Source organism: Nostoc sp. (assembly GCF_036917355.1).
Classification (GTDB): domain Bacteria; phylum Cyanobacteriota; class Cyanobacteriia; order Cyanobacteriales; family Nostocaceae; genus Nostoc.
In genome coordinates this window covers 61,677-87,068 of sequence record NZ_JBALDP010000074.1, presented here as the reverse complement: position 1 = coordinate 87,068, position 25,392 = coordinate 61,677, and the positions used below count along the sequence as shown (strand labels likewise).

General features: G+C 42.8%; 17 protein-coding genes and 1 pseudogene. 11 read left to right on the top strand and 7 right to left on the bottom strand.

Annotated elements, in window-relative coordinates:
- Positions 1-423: 423 nt before the first annotated feature.
- A complete protein-coding gene (locus V7K53_RS24425; protein WP_335200158.1) occupies positions 424-1,629 on the bottom strand; it encodes an AIPR family protein in 1,206 nt (401 codons plus the stop codon).
- Positions 1,630-2,070: 441 nt separating this feature from the next.
- Between V7K53_RS24425 and V7K53_RS24420 the strand changes: the two genes are divergently transcribed.
- Both V7K53_RS24420 and msrA (V7K53_RS24415) read left to right on the top strand, forming a co-directional pair.
- The gene (locus V7K53_RS24420; RefSeq protein ID WP_335149931.1) at positions 2,071-2,667 is read left to right on the top strand and encodes a peroxiredoxin-like family protein; all 597 of its coding nucleotides are present in this window, start codon (positions 2,071-2,073) and stop codon (positions 2,665-2,667) included.
- 285 nt (positions 2,668-2,952) lie between these two features.
- Positions 2,953-3,444 (top strand): peptide-methionine (S)-S-oxide reductase MsrA, encoded by a 492-nt coding sequence (msrA, locus tag V7K53_RS24415; RefSeq protein ID WP_335200119.1) that lies wholly within the window; start codon positions 2,953-2,955, stop codon positions 3,442-3,444.
- Positions 3,445-3,493: 49 nt separating this feature from the next.
- Here msrA (V7K53_RS24415) and msrA (V7K53_RS24410) read toward each other — a convergent pair whose 3' ends face one another.
- Both msrA (V7K53_RS24410) and V7K53_RS24405 read right to left on the bottom strand, forming a co-directional pair.
- Positions 3,494-4,171, bottom strand: a complete 678-nt coding sequence (gene msrA / locus V7K53_RS24410) for a peptide-methionine (S)-S-oxide reductase MsrA (protein WP_335200118.1) — start codon at positions 4,169-4,171, stop codon at positions 3,494-3,496.
- A gap of 82 nt (positions 4,172-4,253) precedes the next feature.
- Positions 4,254-4,502, bottom strand: a pseudogene (locus V7K53_RS24405) (hypothetical protein); the annotation flags it as partial.
- 420 nt (positions 4,503-4,922) lie between these two features.
- On the opposite strand from V7K53_RS24405, the gene V7K53_RS24400 reads away from it, so the two are divergent.
- Entirely contained in the window at positions 4,923-5,747 is an 825-nt protein-coding gene (locus V7K53_RS24400) for a hypothetical protein (protein ID WP_335200117.1), read from the top strand.
- Between the two features lie 98 nt (positions 5,748-5,845).
- Positions 5,846-6,481, top strand: coding sequence for a hypothetical protein (locus V7K53_RS24395; protein ID WP_335200116.1), 636 nt, complete (start codon positions 5,846-5,848; stop codon positions 6,479-6,481).
- 161 nt (positions 6,482-6,642) lie between these two features.
- On the opposite strand, the gene V7K53_RS24390 is transcribed toward V7K53_RS24395, so the two are convergent.
- The 4 genes from V7K53_RS24390 to V7K53_RS24375 all read right to left on the bottom strand — a co-directional run bounded on the left by V7K53_RS24390 (position 6,643) and on the right by V7K53_RS24375 (position 10,426).
- Positions 6,643-7,188 carry an MOSC domain-containing protein gene (locus V7K53_RS24390; protein WP_335200115.1) on the bottom strand — a complete coding sequence of 182 codons (546 nt, stop codon included), beginning with the start codon at positions 7,186-7,188 and terminating at the stop codon, positions 6,643-6,645.
- A 53-nt stretch (positions 7,189-7,241) separates the two neighbouring features.
- Entirely contained in the window at positions 7,242-8,480 is a 1,239-nt protein-coding gene (locus V7K53_RS24385) for a DNA cytosine methyltransferase (protein WP_335200114.1), read from the bottom strand.
- Between the two features lie 48 nt (positions 8,481-8,528).
- On the bottom strand, positions 8,529-9,764 hold the full coding sequence (locus V7K53_RS24380) for a hypothetical protein (RefSeq protein WP_335200113.1): 1,236 nt from the start codon (positions 9,762-9,764) through the stop codon (positions 8,529-8,531).
- A gap of 74 nt (positions 9,765-9,838) precedes the next feature.
- Positions 9,839-10,426, bottom strand: coding sequence for a hypothetical protein (locus V7K53_RS24375; RefSeq protein ID WP_335200112.1), 588 nt, complete (start codon positions 10,424-10,426; stop codon positions 9,839-9,841).
- Positions 10,427-10,667: 241 nt separating this feature from the next.
- Here V7K53_RS24375 and V7K53_RS24370 point away from each other — a divergent pair, with 241 nt between their 5' ends.
- The 7 genes from V7K53_RS24370 to drmC all read left to right on the top strand — a co-directional run bounded on the left by V7K53_RS24370 (position 10,668) and on the right by drmC (position 25,390).
- Positions 10,668-10,928 (top strand): hypothetical protein, encoded by a 261-nt coding sequence (locus tag V7K53_RS24370; protein ID WP_229501115.1) that lies wholly within the window; start codon positions 10,668-10,670, stop codon positions 10,926-10,928.
- A 218-nt stretch (positions 10,929-11,146) separates the two neighbouring features.
- Positions 11,147-11,362 (top strand): hypothetical protein, encoded by a 216-nt coding sequence (locus V7K53_RS24365; protein ID WP_335200111.1) that lies wholly within the window; start codon positions 11,147-11,149, stop codon positions 11,360-11,362.
- 472 nt (positions 11,363-11,834) lie between these two features.
- Positions 11,835-15,056: a DISARM system SNF2-like helicase DrmD gene (gene drmD / locus V7K53_RS24360; RefSeq protein WP_335200110.1), complete on the top strand. Its 3,222-nt coding sequence runs from the start codon at positions 11,835-11,837 to the stop codon at positions 15,054-15,056.
- A 14-nt stretch (positions 15,057-15,070) separates the two neighbouring features.
- A complete protein-coding gene (locus tag V7K53_RS24355) occupies positions 15,071-19,048 on the top strand; it encodes an Eco57I restriction-modification methylase domain-containing protein (protein ID WP_335200109.1) in 3,978 nt (1,325 codons plus the stop codon).
- Between the two features lie 111 nt (positions 19,049-19,159).
- On the top strand, positions 19,160-22,582 hold the full coding sequence (drmA, locus tag V7K53_RS24350) for a DISARM system helicase DrmA (RefSeq protein ID WP_335200108.1): 3,423 nt from the start codon (positions 19,160-19,162) through the stop codon (positions 22,580-22,582).
- 124 nt (positions 22,583-22,706) lie between these two features.
- Complete coding sequence (locus V7K53_RS24345; RefSeq protein WP_335200107.1) at positions 22,707-24,593, top strand: DUF1998 domain-containing protein; 1,887 nt, start codon at positions 22,707-22,709, stop codon at positions 24,591-24,593.
- Positions 24,593-25,390: a DISARM system phospholipase D-like protein DrmC gene (gene drmC / locus V7K53_RS24340; RefSeq protein ID WP_335200106.1), complete on the top strand. Its 798-nt coding sequence runs from the start codon at positions 24,593-24,595 to the stop codon at positions 25,388-25,390. Before V7K53_RS24345 ends, drmC begins: the two co-directional genes overlap by 1 nt.
- Positions 25,391-25,392: the final 2 nt, after the last annotated feature.

The window sequence follows — 25,392 nt, the reverse complement described above, 5'->3', positions numbered from 1 at the left end:
CGCAGGTGAACGGGAGCAACTGTTTAGGAGCGCGATGACACGCCCCGCCTTCTTGCTCCCGGCGTAACCGCCCTTTCCGGTGGCGATGACCTCCGGTCGGTCGGAGACCATCGCACCAATAAAGTGCAGATAATTCTCGTGAAAGCGCAATTTACCTACCTTGGTACGCCGTAAAATCCATCGTGTCAAGTCTAATTTGTTATTGAAATTCGGAAATCCTTTTCTAGTAAAGGCTACAGGTTTTAGGGGTAGACGGTAATTACCAACCCACAGAACCTGTATTTTAAAAATCCCTTGCGCTGCGATGGCACAAAGCGCCTACGGTGGGCGATCGCAACACAATTAGGCTTTGCCTAGAGACTGGCATTCTAGAAAATGCCTATAATCTCTTCCTAGATGACAATTAATTGTTAAGTGGACATTTTAGGTTGGTGTCAGCGTTAATTCTTCATGCTTGCTGGAGTTGACAATTTTCACCAAGTGCTGATTGAGATAACTTTGGGCCGAAATGTACAGACTTTCCCAAATTTCTGAGTTGCGACAAATTTTAGTCCCCACTGTATTTCCTGCTGTTTTCTCCGATATCAAGTATTTACGGTAATAGTTACCCCACAGGTGTTGGAGAAAGTTTTCGGCGAATTCGTCAAAAGGAATAATCCAGTTATAGTCTTGATCTAGGAATACCCGATAGGATGCAATTATGGGTAGTGCCAGGTCAGTTGGCGCACCAAACCCAAACGAGTACTTGCTGTCGGGGAGAAGGGTACTTTTGCGTGTATCGATTGATGCTAAGTCGTTGACACCCTTTCTTCTGGGGTTGCTGATATGTTCTTGGATGATTTCGTACAGTCTTTGCTCAATCCACAGAGCTTTGGGAAGTAGAGGCAATAGAAGAGTTAATCTTTCCCTCTCAGTGTCTGTGATTTGGCTTGGGGTGTTCGTACCCGTGGGATGCTTGCTTCGTTTATTGCCGTCGGGATTGTATCTATTTCTGTCGAGGCAGTTTAGAAGCTTGAACAAGTGGTTAACATTACACTGGGCATTTCTAGGAGCGCCGCTTTGGTTTTGGTAATAGGCTATTCTAAATTTTCTATCTTCTGCTCTTTCTAACTGGGCTAAATACTGCTTGATAAATTTGTAATCTCCCCTGGCGTTGACTTTGGAGCGAGAATCTACTGGCGATGTGGTATTTGAAGCGAGGGCTATATCTTTAGCCTCCTCTTCCTGGAGTCCGATGTGGATGGTAACTTTGACTCTGGCAAGGCTGAGGTCATATTTGTAATTTTTAGCTTGCTCAAATGCTAAAACTGTGTGGCCTCCGTTGATAATGCCATCGCTACCCCCCTCGTTAGCTTCTAAAACTTCTAGCTCCAGTTCGGTTTTGTTTTTGCTAGGTTTAACTTTATTGGCTGACAGAACGATTCCACTGTGACGAGAGAAGAATTTTACAGGTTCGGTCGTCACAGAGTCAAAGATTTGTCGGTATGTCGCACTTTTGCGGTTAGGTTCTCGGATGTTGGGTTCTAGGGGTAGGTTTGTGGGAAACGTGTCCACATGGGCGGTGGCGATGATGCAATTGGGGTTTGCATGGAAATAGTTGTCTACTTTAATAATCCAGTTTTTCGGCATGGGTGGTTTCTGCATCAAAGCGATACATTCTCAATTATTCTTCTGGTGGGAAGAAGCTCGCGCTTAAAGATTATATTTCGTAATTTATGTCTAAAGTTGTTGCAGTTGACTGATAACGTCTGAATAGCTGGCGGCAGTCCCCTTATTTTAATTGAACAGCGCGATCGCTTCAGTTTCAAGCCGTTATTGTACGAACTACTAAGCGGCGAAAACACTTGCGCCACTTGTGCTGAACGGATTATTCCCGGCTCATTGAACGGATGGCTTAACGTGTATAAAAACAACAAGAATAGTAGATGATAATCATGCCTTGGAACCTAAAGCAATTATCCCAGTAATGCAAATCCAAGGGTCTACTTATCTCATTTCAGTAAATTCACTGCAACAGTATTTTTCTAAAAAGGTACATAAAAGTATAAGTTAACTTTCAGGAAAATTACGATGAATTTTACAGAGTATATCAAAAATGAGCTAATTTCTTCAGGTATAATTGACCAAACTTTAAAGGTAGGAGATATTATTCCTAATTTCATTCTACCTAATGCTTTCAGCCAAGCAGTAGAATTACAAAAATTACTAGTTAGTGGGCCTGTAGTTATTTCCTTTTTTCGAGGTTCTTGGTGTCCTTTCTGCAACTTAGAACTAGCAGGACTCCAGCAAGCATTACCTGCAATTAAAACATTAGGAGCATCACTAATTGCTATTTCACCTCAAACTACTCGTAATACCATATCAACTGTAGAAAAACATGAACTAACTTATGAAGTATTGAGCGATCGCAGCAATATGATTGCTCGTCAATTTGGAATTGTGTTTCAAATCCCGGAGTATCTAAGACCTATATTAGAGTCAAAGGGTCATGTGTTACCTAGATACAATGGAGATGAGTCTTTTGAACTACCTATTCCAGCTACATTTGTAGTCGATCGAGACGGAAAAATCGTTTATGCTTTTGTTGATGCAGATTATACTAAACGGTTAGACCCAATTGAAATAGTGAGTATTCTAAGAAATATTCCTATAGTTAGCAAAAGCTAGTACCGCTATGCGTAATTCTTAATTCGGATACTGCAAGCCTTTCATTGATTTGGAATGGGTGTTTTATTTACGCCGTGCTGTAGTAGTATATTAATTTTAAATTAAACTATTTTTTGCAATTAATTATTAGATAATACTCAGTTTTATATCATACTCGTATCAGGATAATCTGTAATTCTAATAATTAAAATAAATCAGGCAGTATTTAGAAAATATTTCCTTCTCAAGTATCTGTCTGATTTGATGAGTTTCACTTAAAATTATCATAAAATAGTTGTCAAAGATATGCAAAATATTAATCTACAAAAAGCGACATTTGGAGCAGGCTGTTTCTGGGGAGTTGAAGCAGCATTTCATCAAGTAAAGGGAGTAACTTCTACAGCAGTTGGTTACAGTGGCGGACACTTTGATAATCCAACCTACGAAGATGTCTGTAGAGGAAAAACTGGACACGCTGAGGTAGTGGAAGTGGAATACAATCCAACAATAGTATCTTATAATGAACTGCTAAATGTGTTTTGGAATAAGCACAATCCCACAGCATCAAACCATCAAGAGCTAGATGTTGGTTATCAATATCGGTCAGTGATATTTTTCCACACTCCAGAGCAGGAATTATTAGCAAGAGCCTCCAAGGAGCAGCTTGAAAATAGTTCTCGTTATCACAAAAATCCAATTGTGACGGAGATTGTACCTGCATCACAATTCTATAGAGCAGAAGAGTATCATCAGCAATATCGAAAGAAGCATGGACGAGCATCTTACAGGATAGGCTAATCTTTCACTGGTTCAAGGGGATGTTAAGAGTCGAATGCTGTAAATCCCCTTACTTGCTATACATATCAGGGAACTTTACTTGAAGTTTAGCCAGCTTCGGCAAGTCATTCATTACAACATAGCGATCGCTCGGATGATGCGCTATATAATTTTGATGGTATCCCGCAGCCTGATAAAAACCTTTCAAAGGATCTAATTCCGTCACAATCGGCTTGTCGAAGATTTGCGATTTGTTGAGTTGAGCGATATATTCTTGTGCAGCCTGTTTCTGCTCATCGTTAGCAAAAAAGATCGCCGAACGATATTGCTTACCTGAGTCTGGGCCTTGTCGATTTAACTCTGTTGGGTTATGCGCTACCAAAAAGTAGACCTTCAGAAGCTGGTTATATGATATTTTTGATGGATCGTAAGTGATTTTTACGGATTCAGCATGATTAGTTAATCCAGCACTGACAAGTGTGTAGTCTGCGGTTCTTGCATCGCCTCCAGAAAAGCCAGAAACGACATCAGAAACACCTAATAGATGCTCAAAAACTGCTTCCATTCCCCAGTAGCACCCACCAGCGAAAACCGCTACTTGCTTTCCCTGCGGTGCAACAGTCGAAATATCAGTGGCGGGAGCAGAAAGCATCATACGAGATGCACCGCATAGGAGTAAAAAAATCAGCGAAATGATGGACAAGTTGCGTAATAAGTGACGGGAGAGAGTAAAGTTATGAATTGACATGAGGTTGTGAACTCCTTTATTTAATAGACGAAGAACGGAGTTTATTCAGCTATAGAGCGATGTCTACGACGGGCTACGCCTACGCAAAACAAAGTCGCTGATGATTATCAGAAATACCAGAAATACCAAAAATTCCATCTTCACCCCAACGGTAGGCGCGAGAACGAGCCTGATCGTGGGTGAAATAGTCCCAAGCTGTACCGTTGGGGCTGTTGTCTTCGCGTACTGTTCCCCATTGGCGATCGCTTAAATAAGGCCCCCATCTGCGCCAATGGGATATCTGATTTTGGGCTTCTGCTAATCTGATTTCTTCTTGGGTTGGAGTTGTCATCATCTCACCCCGTGCATATCTGCACTTTATTTTAATTAATTTGATATATTGAGTATCACGTTTTTATCAAAGATGGGGCTGATATTTGGATTAAAATTTGCTAGGTGAATTGATAAATAAAAATTTAGGATAAACTCAGCAAAAATTTATATTAATTTTTATTATCAAAATAAATCAGATTTACTGTCCAAATTCAATACACATAAGTCAACACTCTTTCTGGCGATCAATATTTGGATTATCAGTTATGAATCCTATAATGTGCTGAGAGTGGTATTAAGAGTTGATGAAAGATCAATTTTTGAATTTGTTTCAACTAGAATCTTAATTGCTAATCAAGCTTAAATTATAAGTAGCCCAATCAAATCGTTTTTCAGTTGCTATATTAGACTATAAATCTAACACAGTTCAAAGTATAATATGTCGGAAAAAAATACGGAAACAAAAAGTGGAGAAGAGCCAAAAAGAGGTATTCCTTTATATGCTGATCGGAGTGAACCAGAAATTAATGACCCAGCTTTATCACAAGCCACTACAGTTTGGCGTGGCTCAAATGACATATCTTTTAAATTACTCCGATGCCTCGAAGCGATGCGGGATCTTTCAAAAAGCATGGAAGGTCTAGCTAAACTTAATGATCCTACTTCCGAGAAGCGACTAGTAAAGCAACTTGCATCCCCGCTTTTTGCTTTGGGATCTGGCATTCTGGATATGTTTAACGAATTAGAAAGTAATGCCAAAGACTATACACTAATAGGATCTACTCAACACAAAGAGATCATCAGTAGGAAAAAAAAATTTATAGTAGAAGTACCTACAGATAATAAAAGTAATTTGCGTATTGTAAGAGATAAGATTGATTCACATATAGATAAAATCGCTGTAATTAGACCAGAAGACTACTGGATTTACGTAGATATATTATCTTTCTTAAAGTGTATGAAAAGTTGCCTAGAGCAAATCTTGTACCTTCTGTCGTTGGATGTTTACGGTTGGACAAGGGACAGTGGGCATCCTGATGTATGGAGCTTAATGAGTGTTGATGGCACAGTAGTTGATTTTTATATGCAAAATGGTGAACCAGTAGCCATCATAAATGTAACTCTTGTAAAATCACCCAAACATGGTGTACTGAGTGAGATTAAAGCCTTTGTACCTTTATACAACGAAGTGGCGAGTAAATGTCAAGGTATAGAGTTAATAAAAATTTCAGAATCAGATAAAACAGAATCATCGCAAATATGATACATAAACATTCCAAAAGCACAGTTTAACAAATAATAGGGTGTGTTATGCTGCACGCTAACGCACCATACCACTAAATAAATAATTAAAACTTCATTATGCGCTTCGGTCAACATCACCAATTTATAGAAAAAGACGATGTTCGATTGGCCTTAATCAACAGGGCAATCGCTCAATTTAAATTCTCTGCTGAACAGCTGAAAGAGCCATATCTACACAAAATTGACGAACACACAGCATTGTTTCTGAAAGGTTTTGGAAATGAGATCAATCTACTCTCCGCCTTTAGAGATATTTATTTTAACAGTCGAGAATTGCTTGACCTACTGCTGGGTCGAATAAGTCAGCAAACAGCTTCATCAGGGAATCAAACCCCGAAAGACTTTCTGCCGTTTGCCAAACGTCTAATGTGTGGGGACATCGATCATCTTAATCTGGAAATTATTTCCTTCTTAAAAACAAATATTAATTATATATTTCACATTAGAAAAATAAGAAACGAAATAAAGAAAAATCCATCATCCGTTGAATTTTTCTTTAATACGGATCACTTTGAAGCAAGAATGTCCTTGCCCATTGATAAGTCTGAATATGAATTACTAGAACATCTGGATATCGCAAATCTAGATGAAGCTAAAATGAAATCTTCTTATGCGTGTGTAATAAATTTAGATATTGCCTTCCCTGAAATGCTCCAATTTTGGAAAGCAGCCTTTGAAATTCAGCAACACTAAAAAACTTTAAGTTTAAACACTGCTTCTCGCGTAGAATCATTAAACTAGAAACTATAGAAGTGCGATCGCTGTGACAGATTAATCTCCTGCATAACTCTGGCAAAATAAAATAATTTATACAGAGAATGGGTTACAGCTTTATTTTCTAACATTAATCAAATTCATTTTTTAAATTTTTCGATTTGCTGCTGAAAGGAGTCTCGCCAACCTGTAGGCAAAGCCTCAACTTGTACGGCGCGGTGTAACAGTTCTAAGTCGTGTGCTTCCCGTGCATAAAGTCGGGTAATATCAGCAACAGTGACATTATTTGAGTCTCGACTGATTAACGACAAAGTATTACCATTTCCGACTTGACCCTCTTGCAGCACCGAAAAGTAGAACCCCGTTAGGCGGCTATCTAAAAACTGTTTAACTATATCAGCCCGTCCAAACTTAATTAAGAGTTTATAACAAGGCATTCGGGGTTGAGTTACCATTACCTCTACGCTACCGATTTGGAAGCGATCGCCTATATTAACCTCATCTTCTAACAGTCCAACTGTAGTAAGGTTTTCACCAAACATTCCCCAGGGCAAATCCATATCAGGTAACTTGCGTCGCCAATAGTCGTAATGCTCGAATGGATAAGCATAAACTGCTTTGTCTTTGCCTCCGTGGACGCTCAAATCAGCTTGTCTATCCCCATCTAAGTTGAGCGATCGCATCATCACTTGTCCCTCAACTGGTTCTTTAAAAATCCCAGTTGTATCCGTAGATACTGTTACACTTCTACTTCCAGATGTGGAGGGGGTCGCTCTTTGCTGATTTTGCTTAACCCGCTTAAAGACAGCATTTTATTGACAAAAACGAATATCTTCTTAAAATTGCAAGAAATTGGTAAAAATAGGCATTTTTGCCAATTTTGGCACTTAATCTGATAAGTGGTATTGCATTCTAGATGTTCTCTAACCTGCATTCCCACAGCATATGCAAGTAATGGGGGTACCGAATTTCCGATTTCTCTTTGGGCGTGGAGTGTTGCCTCACTGAAATTAAACCAATCGGGGTAGCTGTGCAAACGAGCAGCTTCTCTAACTGAGATAACCCGTGGTTGTACTGGATGCAGGGGACGTAATGCGGTGCGGTTGCCACTCCCGGCTCTTAACGTCACGCAGAATCCATCCCATTGCAGCTTTTTTGATTTGGATTTAGCTTCTCTCGCACCTGGGGGAGTGTTGATGAATTGCTGAATTACTTCTGGTGTATGTGTTGTCGCTGTGAATCCCGTTCTAATGTTAGTTACTATACCAAGATTTGGGAATATTTTTTCAAGATACTTAGCATATTCTCCCTTCACCCAATCTGGATGCCATTCTTGAGTGTTTTGCTTGGGGAGTAGGGGGACTGGCAACAAGTCCGCGATCGCATCTCTAACTGTATGTTGAGGTTGATGCTTTGGCGGTATAATTTCTCCCAACTTAGATGCAACAAAAAACACCCTTTTTCTAGCTTGCGGAACCCCGTAATCTGAAGCGGTGAGGTTCCACTTTGAGAGAAAATAATGTTCTTCTAGCACTGCTTGGAGGTTAGCAGTAATGCAGCCAAACTTCTGATTTTCAATCCCCGGCACATTCTCCATGATTGCCGCAAGGGGATTGAGTTCCAACACCAGCCGAACAAACTCCCCTACCAAAGAGTTTCTCTCATCTTCAACATTTTGCAGTCCGGCAACACTAAATCCTTGGCATGGTGGGCCACCAAAAACTGTATGAATTTCCCCGTCCCAATTTATGTACTTCGCCTGAATATGGGCGCGTATTTCTTCTCCTGTCACCTCCCGAATGTCTTTGCATAAAACTGTGGCGTGCGGGAAATTATGTTGGTATGTTGCTAAGGCGATGGGATTATTATCAATGGCGATCGCGATTTCAAATCCTGCTGCTTTAAATCCCAAATCAAATCCACCTACCCCGGAGAATAGGCTAACAGCTATTTTTTTGTTTGTTGCTGTTGAGTTCATTGAGATTCTAATTAATGTTAACTTCTTGCACTTGGCTTTTAACACACATCAATTACAATCGGAGTTATACCTGACTTTTAGTTCTGCCAACCATCTGTCTAACCGACTATTACTAACTGTTTCTTCTATTAGTGGGTAATCTGTAGTAAAGACTTTATATACCCCTCCTGACTCCATCTCATAAAAGTTGACAATCAACCCTTCACGCTTGGCATTACTAAGCTTTTTGATTGCTTCTGGAAGCATCTGCCATACAGATTTCCTTTCCGAATCCGAGAGGAGGTTCCAAGCTTCTTCTTTAGCTTGTTGATATTGCCATAGTCCTCGGCGCACTGAGGAATAATCTGAAGCTTTCCGCAATATGTCTGCGAGGACTTCTGCATCAGTTGCTGGGACTTCATTTGTACCGAACATCCCAGCCAATGTACTTTCTACTGCCTGAATCTCATCTTCTTCAAAGTCAATGTTTGACTCTTCAGGTTCTTCCAGGTATTCTTCGCAGTCATATTCTTCTGTATCCCTTTGCCACAAGGTTTCAAGTTCTCGCTGCATTACCTCAAGGTTTGTTGGGTTGACGACACTTTCATCGTTGACAGGAATCAATTCTTCTATGGTGTCAGTGGGTTGTTCACAAGGGATTAGTTCTTCAAAAGAGCCGATTCCGATTTCATTCTTGGCTATTTCAGCTTGATACTTTTCATATAACTCAGCGATCGCCATTCTGACAATTCGCTGCGGTGACAATCCGAATTCCTCTATTAACTTCTCGGTAAACACCCCTGTTTGGTGGTCATCCTCCATAATTTTGCCGAAGGTGTAATATCTATTTCCATCTGGTGTTGCTCGCCAGTTGCCATCTTTTTTTTCTTGATTCATGGCTTTGAGAAATAATCTTCTTTTCTCAATCAGTTCTAACACTAATCCACAAGTCAATCCACCAATAGGAATATCTTTCAATTCATCAATTAGGATTTTGTAGTTCACAGAACATAACCGAAGTAGTACCGATATTGGTAAAACCGCTAAGTGTTCCGGGCAACTGATAAATGCTTGAAAATTCTCGGCAATTCGGAGCGATCGCCTTTCCTCAGCACTGCCCTTGTCCCAGCCGTACTCTTCTAACAGTGCGCGATATTCTTTTTTGGTGTAAGTCTGCTTGTACTCGTAGAGTAAGAAAGCCGTATGGAGGTACTCTAGGGTACTTTGCTCTATGTGGGTGGTAGGATTGGAGTCTACCTGATGCTGCTCGATATATGAATTATTTGCAAAAGTTGTTGTAGTCATGATGTTGTTCATGCACTAATATGCGCGGTCTTAATCTCTAAGACTAAATTTCCTAATTCGACTAGTTGAATAAGTCAAGCTGCTTTCTGCAAGTTTTTTGATGATGATTTGGAGATAGCAGCCAAGGCATAGCCCAAGGTGTGTTTGTGAATTTTGGGCATTTTGTGAAACGACATATCCTGACCCCAATCTTGGACTGACTTGGTGCCAATATGTAATACTTGCGTGAGAGTTTTGACACAAGTTGCGCGAAAATTGGCGTGAGAGACAGTTTGTAATACTTGTTGTTCGCTTAACCCTTGGAGGAGTATTTTTTCGAGAAACGTTTGAGCATTTACTTCCGGTGCGTTGTATTCTCCTCTCAAGATGCTCTTTAGCTGCTTTGGCACGATTTCGGCGGCATGAATGTAAGCAAGTGAAACTTTGGAGTAGTTGGGTATCCCATCAAAATTGAGGTCACTTCCCCACTTGCGAACTGTTGGTCTTTGTACACCTAAGACTGCACATAGTACAGTGATACATTTTTTGCGGTATTGTGAGTCGGTTTCTTCTTCGAGCAGTTCTCTGGGAGTGAGTTCGGCGATATCAAAACATTGGCGTAGAAATTGCCTTGGTTCTAAACCCTGAGTTGGTAGGATTTTGAGGGTGTTGTAGTGGTTCATGGCAGAGATTCCTATGGGTCAAGGGTTGACTAAGTGTTTAACTTTTTGGCTCAAAGCTGAAATTGAATTTTTTCTTGCATTTCACAAGTATTTTCGTTTGTGTGTAAATTTTACTTGGATAAATATAACTCTAGAGAATCTCTGGAGAGTCTGTCAAGCAAATTTTACGTTAAAATAGGAAAATAGATTCTGTAAAGCATCACCAGACCATCGCAAGAGATAATAAAGAGGATGTACATTAATGAAGACACAGCGAGAAGAAGTATTAGACATGGCAGAGGATAACGTTCGGTTTTCAATTACCCTATCCCCATATGACTTTCGGAAGTTAAAGCTTTGGGCAAAGCTTCGGGGGCGTTCCCCTGCTGCGTTTGCTGCCCAAATCATCGCTGCAAGGATAGAAGCAAATTTTGAAACTATTAATCAGCAACTCGCAGAATATGCACGATATAAAGATATTTCTATCGAAGAATTGGAAGCTAGCCTTGATTCTGATAGTTAGGTAATTCGTCGGGCTGTATAGGTTGGATTATTTTTGCGTAGACGCGTTGGCGTTGGCGTAGCCTCTCGTAGAGAAGCGGCTTGTCGCTAGACATCGCAATCTAGCAGAACTAGAACTGACAAAACTTTACGCTCCAAATAGCCTGCGGCTAGTTTCGGTTCATGGAGTGTTAGATTATTTACAACCACAATACGGTTACAACAACATTACTTGATATCGTGAAGGTGCAGCCAGAGGCAATATCGATAGGGCTATTTTTAATTGGCAACCCGTGGTCGCGGAATTTTGCGAGTATAGAGCAACTGGCGATGGAATTAGATTCAATAGAAATTACTAGAAATGGCTTAGTCGAGTCGATTGTTTCTGGTGGAATGCGAAGTATGCTGCTTCTGCTATCCCAGATGATTATTTACGTGCGGTTAATGGCACTTTAGGGGTAATTGTACAAAATTAGTACTGGAAATTTTCGTGAATTAAATTCTCAAAGCATAAGGCGATCGCTACTCGAAGGAAGCTATCTCAAAGTCGTACAACAAAATATCGCTTACTCTAAAAAAGTAAGTATTTTTACTATAAAATTTTAGTGCTTACCTGGGTTTGAAAACTAATCTACGTAAGACTTCTGAGAAAAATAATTTGTAAATTACTTATCAAATAAAAGCTTTAAAATTTTCTTGATAATTGGCTAAATAATATAGCCGTATATAAAAATACTTCATAAGATGTAGCAGGTGCTAAGAACCGAATAGATTGATATGCTATTTTATACCTGCTACTTATAAAGAACATAGTTGCTTTCTTAGCACTCTAGTCCAACCAGTCATTAGACATAAGGGTTTAGAGGAGTAAGTTTCTCATGATTAGAGGAGGGATAATACCAGTCCAGTTACAAAGAGGAAGACACAAGTGACTGACATTGTAACTGGACAGATTGTGCGAGTGCGATCGCGGCAATATCTTGTAGAAGAAGTTGTGTCGAAACCGTCTCCAGAACAAGACACAAAAGTTAGTCTTTCTTGTTTAGAAGATGATGCGTTAGGAGAATCGCTAGAAGTCCTATGGGAACGGGAAATAGATGCCAAAATCGTAGGGGCGACATCATGGGATTCCATAGCGAATCGAGGTTTTGATAATCCGCGTCTGTTTTCTGCCTACCTGCACACATTACGGTGGAATTGCGTAACCTCCACAGATGCCAAGCTTTTTCAAGCGCCTTACCGAGCCGGTATAGAAGTCAAAGCTTATCAATTAGAGCCGCTACGTAAAGCTTTGCTGATGCCGAGAGTCGGTTTGTTTATTGCGGATGATGTCGGTTTGGGCAAAACCATAGAAGCAGGGCTGATACTGCGTGAGATGCTGATGCGGCAAAAGGTTAGACGAGTCGTTATCTCGTGTCCGCCATCGGTAGTGCGTCAGTGGCAAGAAGAAATGGAGAGTCGCTTTGGACTCACATTTATGATTCTTGACCGTGAGTTTATTGCTGCGCGTCGTCAAGAACGAGGTTATGGAATTAACCCTTGGATGACACACACTAGGTTCATTATTTCCCATGCCTTGCTACGAGATGAAACATACACCGCACCATTACGGGACTGGCTTGGTGATTTTGCAGCTGCTTCCATGCTCATCCTTGATGAAGCTCATAATGCTGCACCTGCGAGTGGTGCAAAGTATGCCGTTGATTCTCAACTTACCAAAACTGTTCGAGACTTAGCGCCACGTTTTGAACACAAGCTGTTTTTATCTGCCACTCCCCACAATGGACATTCCAACAGCTTCGCTGCCTTACTAGAAATCCTTGACCCCCAGCGTTTCTGCCGAGGAGTACCCGTTCGTAATCGCAAGTTGCTGGACACTGTAATGGTGCGGCGTTTAAAGCAAGATTTACGGGAGATCGGAGAAGAGTTTCCCCAACGCTACGTTCTTCCTATAGTTATTGATAACCTGCCAGAAGACGCGCCCGAACTCAAATTATCCCGATTGCTGCAACAGTATCGCAATCTGCGTGAGGAAAAGCTCAAAGATGCAGCGAAATCTACCCAGACTACGGCAATGCTGGTAATTACTTCACTGCAAAAGCGTCTTTTATCTTCCATAGAGGCATTTGCACGGACTTTAAAGGTGCATCGGACGGGGATGGAAAAACAAGCAATTAACCGCCCTTCCATACATCAAGCCAGTCTCCCATTGCTGTTTGAATCCCCTGGTGCAGATGATGAACGGGCAGAATTTTCCGAAGAGGAAGTGCAAGCAGAAGAAGATGCTCAAATGGCAGCAGCTAGTATGCAGGCTGCGGGACAAACAGCCCGTGAATTAGCAATTTTAGATGAAATGGCAGATGTCGCTAATGCCTCTCGCTATCAGCCAGATCCGAAGATTCAAAAACTGGTGGAGTGGATTCGCCAAAATCTTTGTCCCGATTTAGGTCAGCCGAATGCTGCTTGGTTAGAACGACGAGTAATTATCTTTACAGAATATACAGATACTAAACGTTATTTACAACAGCAATTACAAAGTGCGATCGCTAATTCTAACCGTGAACAAGAACGCATAGATGTATTTCACGGGGGCATTGGAGAAGAACGCCGCGAAGCTATCAAAAGTGCATTTAACGCTGACCCGGCACGTCATCCCTTGCGAATCCTGATTGCCACAGATGCGGCACGAGAAGGGGTGAACCTCCAAAACAACTGTGCTGACTTGTTCCATTTTGATGTGCCGTGGAACCCATCAAGGATGGAACAGCGTAACGGACGGATTGACCGGAAATTACAGCGATCGCCTGTTGTCCATTGTTATTACTTTGTCTTACCGCAACGCACAGAAGACAAAGTATTAGATGTACTGGTGCGGAAAACAGCCACGATTCAACAAGAACTTGGCTCTCTTGCACCAGTAGTTGAAAGAAATGTGTCGCGCTTACTGGCTAATGGTATTCGCCACCAAGAAGTAAATAATCTTGCCGATTCGATTAATAAAGCAGAGCAACTCAGTAACAAGGAAACAGTAAACACACAGGTAATTAATGAGGAACTGGAGCAAGCCAGACTCCGCCAACAGGATTTGACTAAACAAGTTGAGAATTTACAAGAAATGTTGAAAGACTCGCGGGATTGGTTGGGACTAGATGACAATCACTTCCGTAATGCCATCTCTGCTTCTTTAGAAATTTTGGGAGTCTCAACACTTGCCCCTGTAGATGTGAATGAAGTTGCTAACAATCCTGTAACTGCCCGTTGGACAATTCCGGCTCTTGACCAGCATACTGGTGCAGATCCAACATGGTCAACTACACTTGATACCCTGAGAACACCTCGAAAAATCGGACAAAAGCCTTGGGAATGGCGGAAAGAAGCACCGATTCGTCCTGTAGTCTTTCGAGATCCTGGTTCTTTAGATGGGGATGTAGTTCATCTGCATTTAGAACACAGAATTGTCCAGCGTCTACTAAGTAGGTTTTTAGCTCAGGGTTTTCTGCATGACGAATTAACTCGTGCTTGTGTTTGTCTGACTAATGACCCAATGCCAAAAGTGATTGCACTGGGACGGCTGGCTCTGTATGGTGAACGGGCTTCTCGTTTGCACGACCAAGTGATTGCAGTCGCAGCAGAGTGGTCAGACCCAACCAGTCGGGGACGCAAGAAACTTCAGCCTTTAAGAGAAGGCGAAAAAGACAACGTACTGGAATTACTGGAAAATTCTCTAGCTTCCCCACACTTGTTGCAAGTTGCCGAAGCCGTGAAAGAGCGACTGAAAAAAAGTGCTGCCCAAGATATAGCAGAATTAATTCCCCATCTGGAACGCCGCGCCACAGCTTCGGCTGAAAGTGCTGAGAAAAAGCTGGCCAATCGGGGTACTAAAGAAGCTGCTGAGATGAAAAACATTTTGGAGGAACAGCAGACCCGAATTATCAAGTGTCAAGAAGAATCTAAGGCAGTGCAGTTGTCTCTTCCATTCATGGAAGAACAGCGCCAATTGGATGCAGACCGTCGCCATTGGGAAAAACGCCTTCAAGCGATCGCACTAGAACTAATTTCAGAACCAGCCCGAATTGAAGCCGCCTACAAAGTAAAAGCAGTGCGGGTTGAGCCAGTCGGCGTAATTTATTTATGGCCGATTTCCGGCTAGAGGGAGTATAAACAATGGCAAACGATCCAGAAATTCGCTTACATAAAGAATGGTTGGGCTTTCTCCAGCCTGTGGGGTTGGTGGTGTCTCCCCCTGCATTGTCAGCAGCCCAAGCTGTGGTTAACCGCAATGTGGTGGAACTGCAACAAACACTGCAAGAAGTTACTCGCAATGAAGCTTTGCCTAAAGATATAGAAGGCGATCGCTTTGGGATTAGTGATTTTTCTGCTTTTACGATCAATGTTTTAGGTTGGCAGGCAGAAGATTTAGTTGCCAGTCCAGAAGATTTAGCGATCGCGCTCCCAGATTACAACGAAGTTTTGATACCCACGTATGCTGTACCCGACCCTAATGGCGGTTGGATGATGCTGGTACAGGTGCTTCCTGATGGTATTGAACTTGACAACGCAGGCGCGGAGGATAGTAAATCTACTGGTTGGCACGCTAGCCCCCAGTCTAAGTTTGAGCGCCTTTTAAAAGAAACAAAAGTTTACACTGGGCTATTGTGCAACGGTACAGAATTGCGTTTGGTTTATGCACCACTTGGAGAGTCATCGGGACACCTGACTTTTCCTGTGCAGGCAATGTGTGAGGTATCTGGGCGGCTGATTTTGGGTGCGATGGAGATGTTGCTCTCGGCTGATCGACTGTTTAATGTCCCTAGCGATCGCCGTTTGTCTGCAATCCTGGAAAAAAGCCGCAAATATCAAAATGATGTCTCTATTAAGCTAGCAGAGCAGGTATTAGAGGCATTATGGGATTTACTGCGTGGCTTCCAAATCGCAGATGCAACCACTAAAAGCAGCTTAGTGAGTGATATTGCCACTACTGCGCCCCAGCATATTTACGGTGGACTGATTACCATCTTGCTGCGGTTGGTGTTCCTGCTTTACGCTGAAGACCGGGGACTGATGTCTCAAGATGCAGTTTATACACGCTACTACTCAGTTAGTGGTCTTTACGAGCGATTGAGAGAAGATGCAGGCAACTACCCAGATACAATGGATCAACGGTATGGTGCTTGGGCGTGGTTACTGAGTCTGTTTCGTCTGGTTTACGATGGCGGCGGTCATGCTGATTTGTACTTACCTGCTCGTCATGGGCAACTATTTGACCCAGATGAATATCCGTTTTTAGAAGGTCGTCTCCAGTTTACAGAATATCAAACAGGAGAAAGTCTTGAACCCCCTCGCGTGTCAGATGGGGTAATTCACCGGGTATTGCAAGGGTTACTGGTACTGGATGGAGAACGCCTGTCTTACCGTTCCTTGGCGGTTGAGCAAATTGGGTCTGTCTATGAAGCAGCCGCCGGCTATGAGGTAGAAAGAGCAAGTAGTCCTGCTATCGGTGTTTGGAGTAAACCCAAAGGTTCTAAATCTTCGGTGACAGTTGTTGTCAGCGTTGGGGACATTCTCAAAACTAAGGTGGGAGAACGGGCTAAATATTTAAAGGATTTTGCTGGTTGCGAAATTACTGGTAAATCCCTAACTGAATTAAAGGATGCAAGGACAGCAGAGGATGTAGTGGCGGCTTTAGGACGCAAAGTATCACCGAAAACGCCGAGTTTAATGCCTGTGGGTTCTTTGTATTTGCAACCGGGGGAAGAACGGCGGCGTAGTGGTTCTCATTATACGCCTCGTGCTTTGACTGAGCCGATTGTGAAAGAAACTCTCAGACCGATTTTATCGGCTTTGGGAGAAAACCCCACACCAGAGCAGATTTTAGAGTTGAAAATTTGTGATTTGGCAATGGGTTCGGGTGCATTTTTGGTCGAAAGTTGTCGTCAGTTGGCTGAAAAATTAGTTGAAGCGTGGAATAAGCAAAACGTATTACCTGAAATTCCAATTGATGAAGAACCGTTACTTTATGCGCGGCGGTTAGTGGCGCAACGGTGTTTGTATGGTGTGGATAAAAACCCTTTTGCGGTAAATTTGGCTAAGTTATCGCTGTGGTTGGCGACTTTGGCGAAGGCTCATCCTTTTACTTTTTTAGACCATGCTTTGAAGTGGGGTGATTCATTAGTTGGGTTAACTTCTGAACAAATTAAAACGTTTACTTGGGATGAAGACAAAACTTATAAAGACCCAAACTTACCTTTGTTTAATCTAGCAATGGAGAAAGCGAAGTTTTATCGCAGTGGAATTCACAATTTAGATGAAGATGATTATGCAGCCAAGCGCGATTTTTACGAAAATATAGAAACAGAGTTGGGGGATATTCGGCTGAAAGGGGATTTAGTTATTGCTTCATTTTTCGCTAAGGATAAGGACAAGGCGAGAAAGGATGAGCGCGATAATTCATGGTTGAAGTTTTATCAATGGCAGAAAAATCAAGAAGATGATTTAGATGTCAGGCGGATTTGTGCAGAGTTGAGGTATGGGGAGAAACCAGTTCCAGCGTTTAATTGGGAGATTGAATTTCCAGAAGTATTTGATAGAGATAATCCGGGGTTTGATGCGATTGTTGGTAATCCGCCATTTGCCGGGAAGAATACAACAATAAATGCTCATGCTTCTGGTTATCAAGATTGGTTGAAAGTTGTTAATCCCGAATCTCATGGTAATGCTGATTTGGTAGCGCATTTTTTCAGGCGATCGTTTAGCCTTTTACGCCAGTCTGGATGTTTTGGATTGATTGCTACAAATACCATTGCTCAAGGTGACACTCGCAGCACTGGTTTGAGATATATCTGTGAGCAGGGCGGTACGATTTACAATGCTCAAAAGCGGATGAAGTGGCCGGGTTTAGCGGCGGTTGTCGTGAGTGTTATTCATGTTTTTAAAGGGAAATATGAAAATAGAAAATTGCTAGATGGAAGAGAAGTTAACTTAATTTCTGCGTTTTTATTTCATGCAGGAGGTAATGAAAATCCAAAGGTGTTATTGGTAAATGCTGATAAAAGCTTTCAAGGTAGCATTCTTTTAGGAATGGGTTTTACTTTTGATGATTCAAATCCTGACGCTACAACTATTGCAGAAATGCACCGATTGATTGAACAAAATCCTAAAAATGCAGAAAGGATTTTTCCTTATATCGGGGGTGAAGAGGTTAACTCAAGCCCAACTCATACACATCATCGATATGTGATTAATTTTGGTGAAATAAGTGAAGCTGAAGCTAGACAATATCCTAATTTGATAAAAATTGTAGAAGAAAAAGTTAAACCTGCAAGATTAGCACAAAACCGTGAAATCCGCGCTCGTTATTGGTGGCGTTTTGGCGAAACTACGCCTGCTTTATTTAAAGCGATCGCTCCTCTCGAACGTGTATTAGTAACTAATTGCGGAGCTAGTACTTACGTATCCTTTTCATTTGTATCATCAAGAATGGTTTTTGCTAACACTCTTGCTGTCTTTCCGATATCAACCTACTCTGCATTCTGCATCATGCAATCTCGCATTCACGAAATTTGGGTTCGCTTTTTTGGTTCATCATTGGAAGACCGACTACGCTATACTCCCTCCGATTGTTTTGAAACCTTCCCCTTTCCCGACAACTGGGAAACCAACCCCACCCTAGAAGCTGCTGGTCAAACCTATTACGAATACCGCGCCGCCTTAATGGTTCGCAATAACCAGGGACTCACCGACACATATAACCGCTTCCACGATCCAGACGAACGCCACCCCGATATTTTGCAACTACGCTTACTCCACGCCCAAATGGATCGAGCTGTCCTCGATGCTTACGGCTGGACAGATATTTCTACAGAATGCACCTTTCTCCTTGATTATGAAGACGAAGAAGACGACGAAAACACCAGCAAACGCCAGAAGAAAAAGCCTTGGCGCTACCGTTGGCCTGAAGAAATTCACGACGAAGTATTAGCCCGTTTACTCGAACTCAACCAGCAACGCGCCGAAGCGGAAATTTTAGGTGGTAAAGCTGCACAGAAATCCAAGGCAAAAGGGAATACTAAAAAAGTAGCAAAATCTCGCAAGGCGACGGAAACGACTTTAACTATTCCTGATTTCCCCTCTACTTCTATGTGACAGGTTCAACGTTAGCCATACCGATGAATTCCTAAAAAAGCATAGCCATCCTAAATCATTTATGAACACTTACTGTTCCCTGTTCCCTATTCCCTGTTCCCTGCCCTCATTATGACCACATCTGCCGAAGTGCGATCGCATTTAATCCGCGCCATGCAACTAGACTTGGTGGGGCCAACCCCTGATGATGTTGAATATGCCGAGGAAATCCTCACCCAAGCTCCTTCTAAGTGGTATCTTACAGGTTTTTTAGTACCTTTTGGAGCGCCTGTTGAAGTGCGATCGGACGAAACAGCAGACGACACACTCGAACAACTTAGTAGCAGTGATACTAATGACGATGCCAATGCTCCCGAAGCCTCCTCAGCCCGTAAAGCTCACTTTCCTTCTTCCATTGGCTTGAGCTTTCTTCTACCAGAAAATACCACAGAACTGAATATAACTGTGCAGTGGGGTGACTACCAATTTCTTGAAAGCGAAACAGAATTAGATGATAGCGAGAATCCCCAGTCAGCCAAGCAAGAATTATGGCAACGCTCCCCTCATTGCATTAGTATGCCTATTTCCCTGCTGGGAAATCAGCGAAAAATTCAGATTGAAGTTCCAGACAGCAACGGCTTAAAGTTATTTGTGTCTAATCGGGTTGTAGCTTCATCACCTCAACAAAAACTCCCTGTTGGTACGCGTTCAGTTTCAGTATTCTTAGTTAACTACCGCAGCAACAATCCCAACCAAAAGCACGACATCAGTTTTATTTTTCAAGCCTGCCTCACCATCCGCACAGCTGACGCTTTTGTATCCCGCCCTAACTTGCGGGGGCAAAACAGCCAAGACAGGGACGAAGCGGTGTCAAGCCTGCAATACCGCAACGATTGCGAATATGCTGTTGGACACAACGTTTCTGCTATTACTATCCTTAGCTCGAATCATATCTGTCAAGAAATTCGTACTAACTGGATGCCCACAGCAGAGGTGCCCAGAGTAGAACCAGCAGATATTCCGGGGCTAAAACTAGGCATGGAAGCACTAGCTAAGGCAAAAGACGCGGCAGCTATATCTGAGATGGTTTACCCAATGGTATCTGAATATACTGACTGGATTACCAAACAGCAAGCCGCAGCCCCCACTGAACCGCACCAGAGAAAAATTGCTAGTGAATTATTAACCACAGCTAGCAGGATTAAGCAACGCATAGCCGCCGGATTACAAGCTTTAGAAGATCCTCTGGTGCTAGAAGCTTTTCAAATTGCTAACCAAGCCCTAGCAACTGCTAGAAGACAACGCCTAACTCATGATGATCCAGACAAATCCCCTGAAGACTTTTCACCACCGAAGTGGCGACCTTTCCAGCTAGCTTTTCTGCTGTTGAACATCCTGAGCATTGCTCAACCAGAACATCCAGATCGGGAAATAGTAGATTTGCTGTTCTTTCCCACTGGTGGCGGTAAAACCGAAGCCTATTTAGGGTTGGCAGCGTTCACTCTGGTGCTGCGTCGTCTGCGCGATCCTAGTATCCACTCTGCTGGTGTCAGCGTTCTCATGCGCTACACTCTGCGCCTCCTGACCCTAGACCAATTGGAAAGAGCCGCAACCCTCGTCTGTGCCTTAGAGCTAGAACGTCAGCAAAATCCGAGACTAGGTAAGCATCCCTTTGAGATTGGGTTGTGGGTTGGGCAGGGTGCCACACCCAATAAAATGGGTAAAAAAGGCGACAAAGATAATTCAGCTTGGGCGCGGACTCAAGAATTTGATCGGCATTATCCTCATAAACCAAAGCCGATTCCCCTAGAAAGGTGTCCTTGGTGTGGCACGGAATTGAAAGCGCGATCGTTTCAACTTTTACCACTTGCCGATGCACCTACTGACCTGCGGGTAATCTGCGACAATCGGAAAAAACACGCAGATGGTAAACCTGCTTGTGTATTTAAAGGCAACAATCCCCTACCCATCGTTGCCGTAGATGAACAAATCTATCGACGGCTTCCTTGCTTCATAATTTCCACCGTTGATAAATTTGCGAATCTGCCTTGGGTTGGTCAAACTGGAGCGCTATTTGGCAAGGTAACTCATTTTGATGAAAAAGTAGGATTCACCGGGCCAGCTGATGCTAAAACCAAAGGTCGAGCCTTAGACAAAAATTTACCTCCACCAGATTTGATTATTCAAGACGAATTGCACTTGATTTCTGGGCCTCTGGGAACAATGGTGGGATTATACGAAACGGTTATCGATGTTCTGTGTAGTGTGACGCACAATCATAAAACTATCCGACCGAAGATTATTGCCTCCACTGCTACAGTCCGCCGTGCGGAGCGCCAAATTCAAGCTTTGTTTAGTCACAGCCAGGTAGATATTTTTCCGCCTCCTGGGCCCGATCGCCACGACTCCTTTTTTGCCGAAACTGTACCAATTACCAAAACACCCGGACGGCTTTATGTTGGAGTTGTAGCCCAAGGACGCAGCCTCAAGGTAGTTCTGTTACGAGCATACTTAGCCCTGTTGGGAGCAGCTAAACAAGCTTGGGAAGATGCCGGCGGAAAAACAAATCCGCATAATCCTGCTGACCCTTATATGACACTGCTAGGTTATTTTAATTCCCTGCGGGAATTGGGTGGTAGTCGCCGCCTAGTGGAAGATGAGGTAAACTCGCGCCTGAGTCATTATGGTGATCGCCGTCGCTACCAAGAACCGTTTAGCTTATTTTGCGATCGCAAAATAGATGATGAACCAGAAGAATTAACCTCTCGCATCCCCACTAACAAAGTTGCTAATACCAAACGTCGTCTAGCTTTACTTTTTCATGATCAAGAAAGAGTTGATATTGCCCTAGCAACTAACATGATTTCCGTAGGGCTAGATATCACGCGCTTAGGGCTGATGGTAGTTTTAGGACAGCCAAAAACCACTGCTGAATACATCCAAGCCACCAGCCGCGTCGGTCGAGAAGCTGAAAAACCTGGTTTAGTCGTTACCTTACTCAACATTCACCGACCGCGCGATCGCTCTCACTACGAACGTTTTCAAATCTGGCATGATACTTTCTACCGCACAGTGGAAGCAAGTAGCGTTACTCCCTTCTCACCCCGCGCCATCGATCGGGGTTTATCAGGTGTTACCGTTGCCCTTGCCAGATTAGGTAATGCAGAAATGACAGCGCCTCTAGGTGCTGCTCAAATTACCCAACATCGCCTGCTTTTAGATTTTGTGGTGGATGCGATCGTTAAACGTGCAGAAGGACATAGCCCTTTAAAAGCCGATGAAGCCGAAAGTCTGCGTCAAGAAATCCGGCGACAAGTTATAGACCGTTTAGATACATGGCAACATATTGCCGTGCAAGACCAACGCCTACAATATCAACGCAATGAAATAGAGATGGCAGCCCCTTTACTACTCGATGCCCTTGACCCCAAGGCAGACAAAGAAAGTAGCGATCGGCAAAAATTCAAAGCCCAACGCAGCTTGCGGGATGTCGAGCCAGTAGTGAAACTTTTTGTGCGTGATCCTGTTGGTTTAGAAATAGAGGAAGAAGTTTAATGGACTTACAAATCAAAAAATATCCCAAAACTGACGCAAAAATCCTCTCAATTTCTCCTCTCTCTGTGTTCTCTGCGTCTCTGTGGTTTGTTGATTTGGATAATTTATTTCTTGGAAATCCCTAATGAAGAAGTCAAATAATAAAATAAAACCACAAGCAGAAATCCGCCAAAGCCAGCTTTTATCAACCTTTGGCCCAGGAGCGATGGTAGATTTACCTAAATACTCGGTAGTAATTGGGGGATTGACCTACTGGAAAGGCGAAATGCAGCCCATTCGTGAAGACCGTTTGAAAGATAAAGTTTGCGAAATGCTGCAAGTCAAGAATATCGAACTATTTAGCCCCCCACGAGAGACTTCAGACCCGAATATGCCTCTTACTGGTGTGGATGCATTTATTTTTCCTGCTTGGTTTGTAGCTCAAGTCGATCAAACCATTCGCTTCAATGGGAAAGATTACCGTACCCGTCCCCTAGCTAACTGGCGAACAGTTAAGGAGGGATCAAAATTTGAAGGACAGCGCGTGTCATACGTACCAGTCCGCTTTGTGCAAGCTTGTATAAATGGACATCTGAGCGATATAGACTGGTACGCCTTTGCCCATAATGATTTTAAAACCACCTGTCGGGGACAACTGTGGCTAGATGAAGGTGGCTCTGGCAATGACTTTGAAGAAATTTTTGTGCGCTGTGATGGCTGTAAAAAAGCCCGTCGTCCGCTTTCCATAGCTAAAGCCAAAAATTCCAAAGTTTTCGGACAATGCCAAGGGCATCGTCCTTGGCTGGGTGCTAAAGCTCAGGAACCTTGTTGGGTCTGTGTCCCAGATAAATCAGGTAATATTGTCCAAACCAACGAACCAGAACATAACCGTCTTTTGGTGCGTTCTGCTAGTAATGCTTATTTTGCTCAAACCCTCAGCGTGATTTCGATTCCAGATGCTGATGAGCAATTGAAAAAAGTAATGGATCGCCATTATTTACAGGACTTGGAATATTTGGAAGACTTGGATGAAGTGCAAAAAAATCTGAAAAGGAATCCTAAGTATGCTGATTTAACTAAATTTGGAGCAGAGTTGGTTTGGGCAGAAATTCAACGCCGTCAAAGTGGAAGAAGCAGTGATTCTAAAACCATCAAACAAGTAGAAATTGAAGCCTTACTTTCTTGTTCAGCAGAAATAGGTACTTCTAATGACGAGTTTTATGCTAGTAAACGCAAGTTAGATAATTTCAATCCCGCACTATTGCCATTTATAGAACAGGTGGTGTTGGTGCATCGTCTACGAGAAGTGATTGCCCAAGTTGGCTTTACCCGTTTTGAGGCATCCATCCCTAATATTGAAGGAGAAATTGATGATTTAAGCATTAATGTGCGGCGTGCTGATTTGGATTTTGAACGTCAATGGGTGCCTGCGATTGAAAATAAAGGCGAAGGGGTGTTTATTGCCTTCAACAAACAAGCGATAAAAGATTGGCAGCAACGGAAGGCTGTTAAACAACAGGGGCAAAAATTAGAAAGGGGTTTCAATGTCTGGCGCGATCGCAAGGGCATTCCCCCTGAAAAAGCCATTTTCCCTGGACTTCCTTATATCATGCTCCATTCCCTATCACACCTCTTGATTACAGCAGTATCTTTGGAGTGTGGTTATGCAGCTAGTTCAATTCGTGAACGCATCTATGCCAGTGATGCAGGTTATGGCATCCTTTTATATACTGGTTCTCCTGGTTCTGAGGGGACTTTAGGGGGACTTGTACAAGTAGGGAATCAACTTGAAGAACATTTGAATGTTGCCCTAGAGTTGGGAAAACTTTGTTCTAACGATCCAGTATGCGCTCAACATCAACCAGATAACGTACAAGAGGAAAGATTTTTACACGGATCTGCTTGTCACGGATGCCTACTGATCGCGGAAACTTCCTGCGAACGCCGCAATGAGTTTCTCGATAGAGCATTGGTTGTGGCTACTGTTGAAGGACTAGGAGCAGAATTCTTTCCAGATCAGGTACTTGTTTAATGGGTTTTCTCAACCTCAGTCGTCCAACCCTCGTTAATTTGGCAGTCGCTTTGGAAACTGGCAGACTTTCCCCGCCCTTTTCTATATCCAATGTAGCTAACTACATCCCTGCGGCTTTAAATCGAGACATAGTTGATGAACTCAACCGCCTCAATGTTATGGGCGTACATTCTCAGCATATTGCTTACACGCTGCGACTGCTGGCAGAAGAACGAAGTACATCTCAATCTGTGAGCGATCGCGTTGACTTAGTTTGGACTGGCCCAGAAATTGCTGGTTCTCAAAGCCGTGACACTGGTGTTGTTGTGCGCGAGTTGTTTAGCACTGCCAAAATAAGCGTTCTCATTTCTAGCTTTGCTATTGATAAAAAACAAAAAGCACGAGAGTTATTTCTGGTGCTGGCAGAACGAATGGATTTAACCCCAGAACTAAATGTGCGAATGTTTCTTAACGTCAACCGACCACACAACAGTGAAGTGCCAACATCTACTTTACTGCGGGAGTTTGCCAGTAGTTTTCGTCAAGATATTTGGCCAGGAAAAAGACTACCTGAAGTGTTTCACGATCCGCGATCGCTGATGGTGGGTGTGGAATCAAAAGCTTGTTTACACGCCAAGTGTGTTGTTGTAGATAAGCAGCGTGTGCTTGTGACATCCGCTAATTTTACAGAAGCGGCTCACGAGCGCAATATCGAAGCTGGCGTATTACTAAACGACCCAGTAACGGCTATTGCTTTGCAAATGCAATTTGAAAGCTTGGTTACAAGAAATATACTATGTCGAATTCCTGGAATTTAAAT

Coding starts and splice junctions, on each gene's coding strand:
- V7K53_RS24370 (WP_229501115.1), top strand. CDS start 10,668: ATGAAGACACAGCGAGAAGAAGTATTAGACATGGCAGAGGATAACGTT.
- V7K53_RS24355 (WP_335200109.1), top strand. CDS start 15,071: ATGGCAAACGATCCAGAAATTCGCTTACATAAAGAATGGTTGGGCTTT.
- V7K53_RS24385 (WP_335200114.1), bottom strand. CDS start 8,480: ATGAACTCAACAGCAACAAACAAAAAAATAGCTGTTAGCCTATTCTCC.
- V7K53_RS24395 (WP_335200116.1), top strand. CDS start 5,846: ATGCGCTTCGGTCAACATCACCAATTTATAGAAAAAGACGATGTTCGA.
- drmC (WP_335200106.1), top strand. CDS start 24,593: ATGGGTTTTCTCAACCTCAGTCGTCCAACCCTCGTTAATTTGGCAGTC.
- msrA (WP_335200118.1), bottom strand. CDS start 4,171: ATGTCAATTCATAACTTTACTCTCTCCCGTCACTTATTACGCAACTTG.
- V7K53_RS24380 (WP_335200113.1), bottom strand. CDS start 9,764: ATGACTACAACAACTTTTGCAAATAATTCATATATCGAGCAGCATCAG.
- msrA (WP_335200119.1), top strand. CDS start 2,953: ATGCAAAATATTAATCTACAAAAAGCGACATTTGGAGCAGGCTGTTTC.
- V7K53_RS24400 (WP_335200117.1), top strand. CDS start 4,923: ATGTCGGAAAAAAATACGGAAACAAAAAGTGGAGAAGAGCCAAAAAGA.
- V7K53_RS24420 (WP_335149931.1), top strand. CDS start 2,071: ATGAATTTTACAGAGTATATCAAAAATGAGCTAATTTCTTCAGGTATA.
- drmA (WP_335200108.1), top strand. CDS start 19,160: ATGACCACATCTGCCGAAGTGCGATCGCATTTAATCCGCGCCATGCAA.
- V7K53_RS24345 (WP_335200107.1), top strand. CDS start 22,707: ATGAAGAAGTCAAATAATAAAATAAAACCACAAGCAGAAATCCGCCAA.
- V7K53_RS24390 (WP_335200115.1), bottom strand. CDS start 7,188: ATGATGCGATCGCTCAACTTAGATGGGGATAGACAAGCTGATTTGAGC.
- V7K53_RS24375 (WP_335200112.1), bottom strand. CDS start 10,426: ATGAACCACTACAACACCCTCAAAATCCTACCAACTCAGGGTTTAGAA.
- V7K53_RS24425 (WP_335200158.1), bottom strand. CDS start 1,629: ATGCCGAAAAACTGGATTATTAAAGTAGACAACTATTTCCATGCAAAC.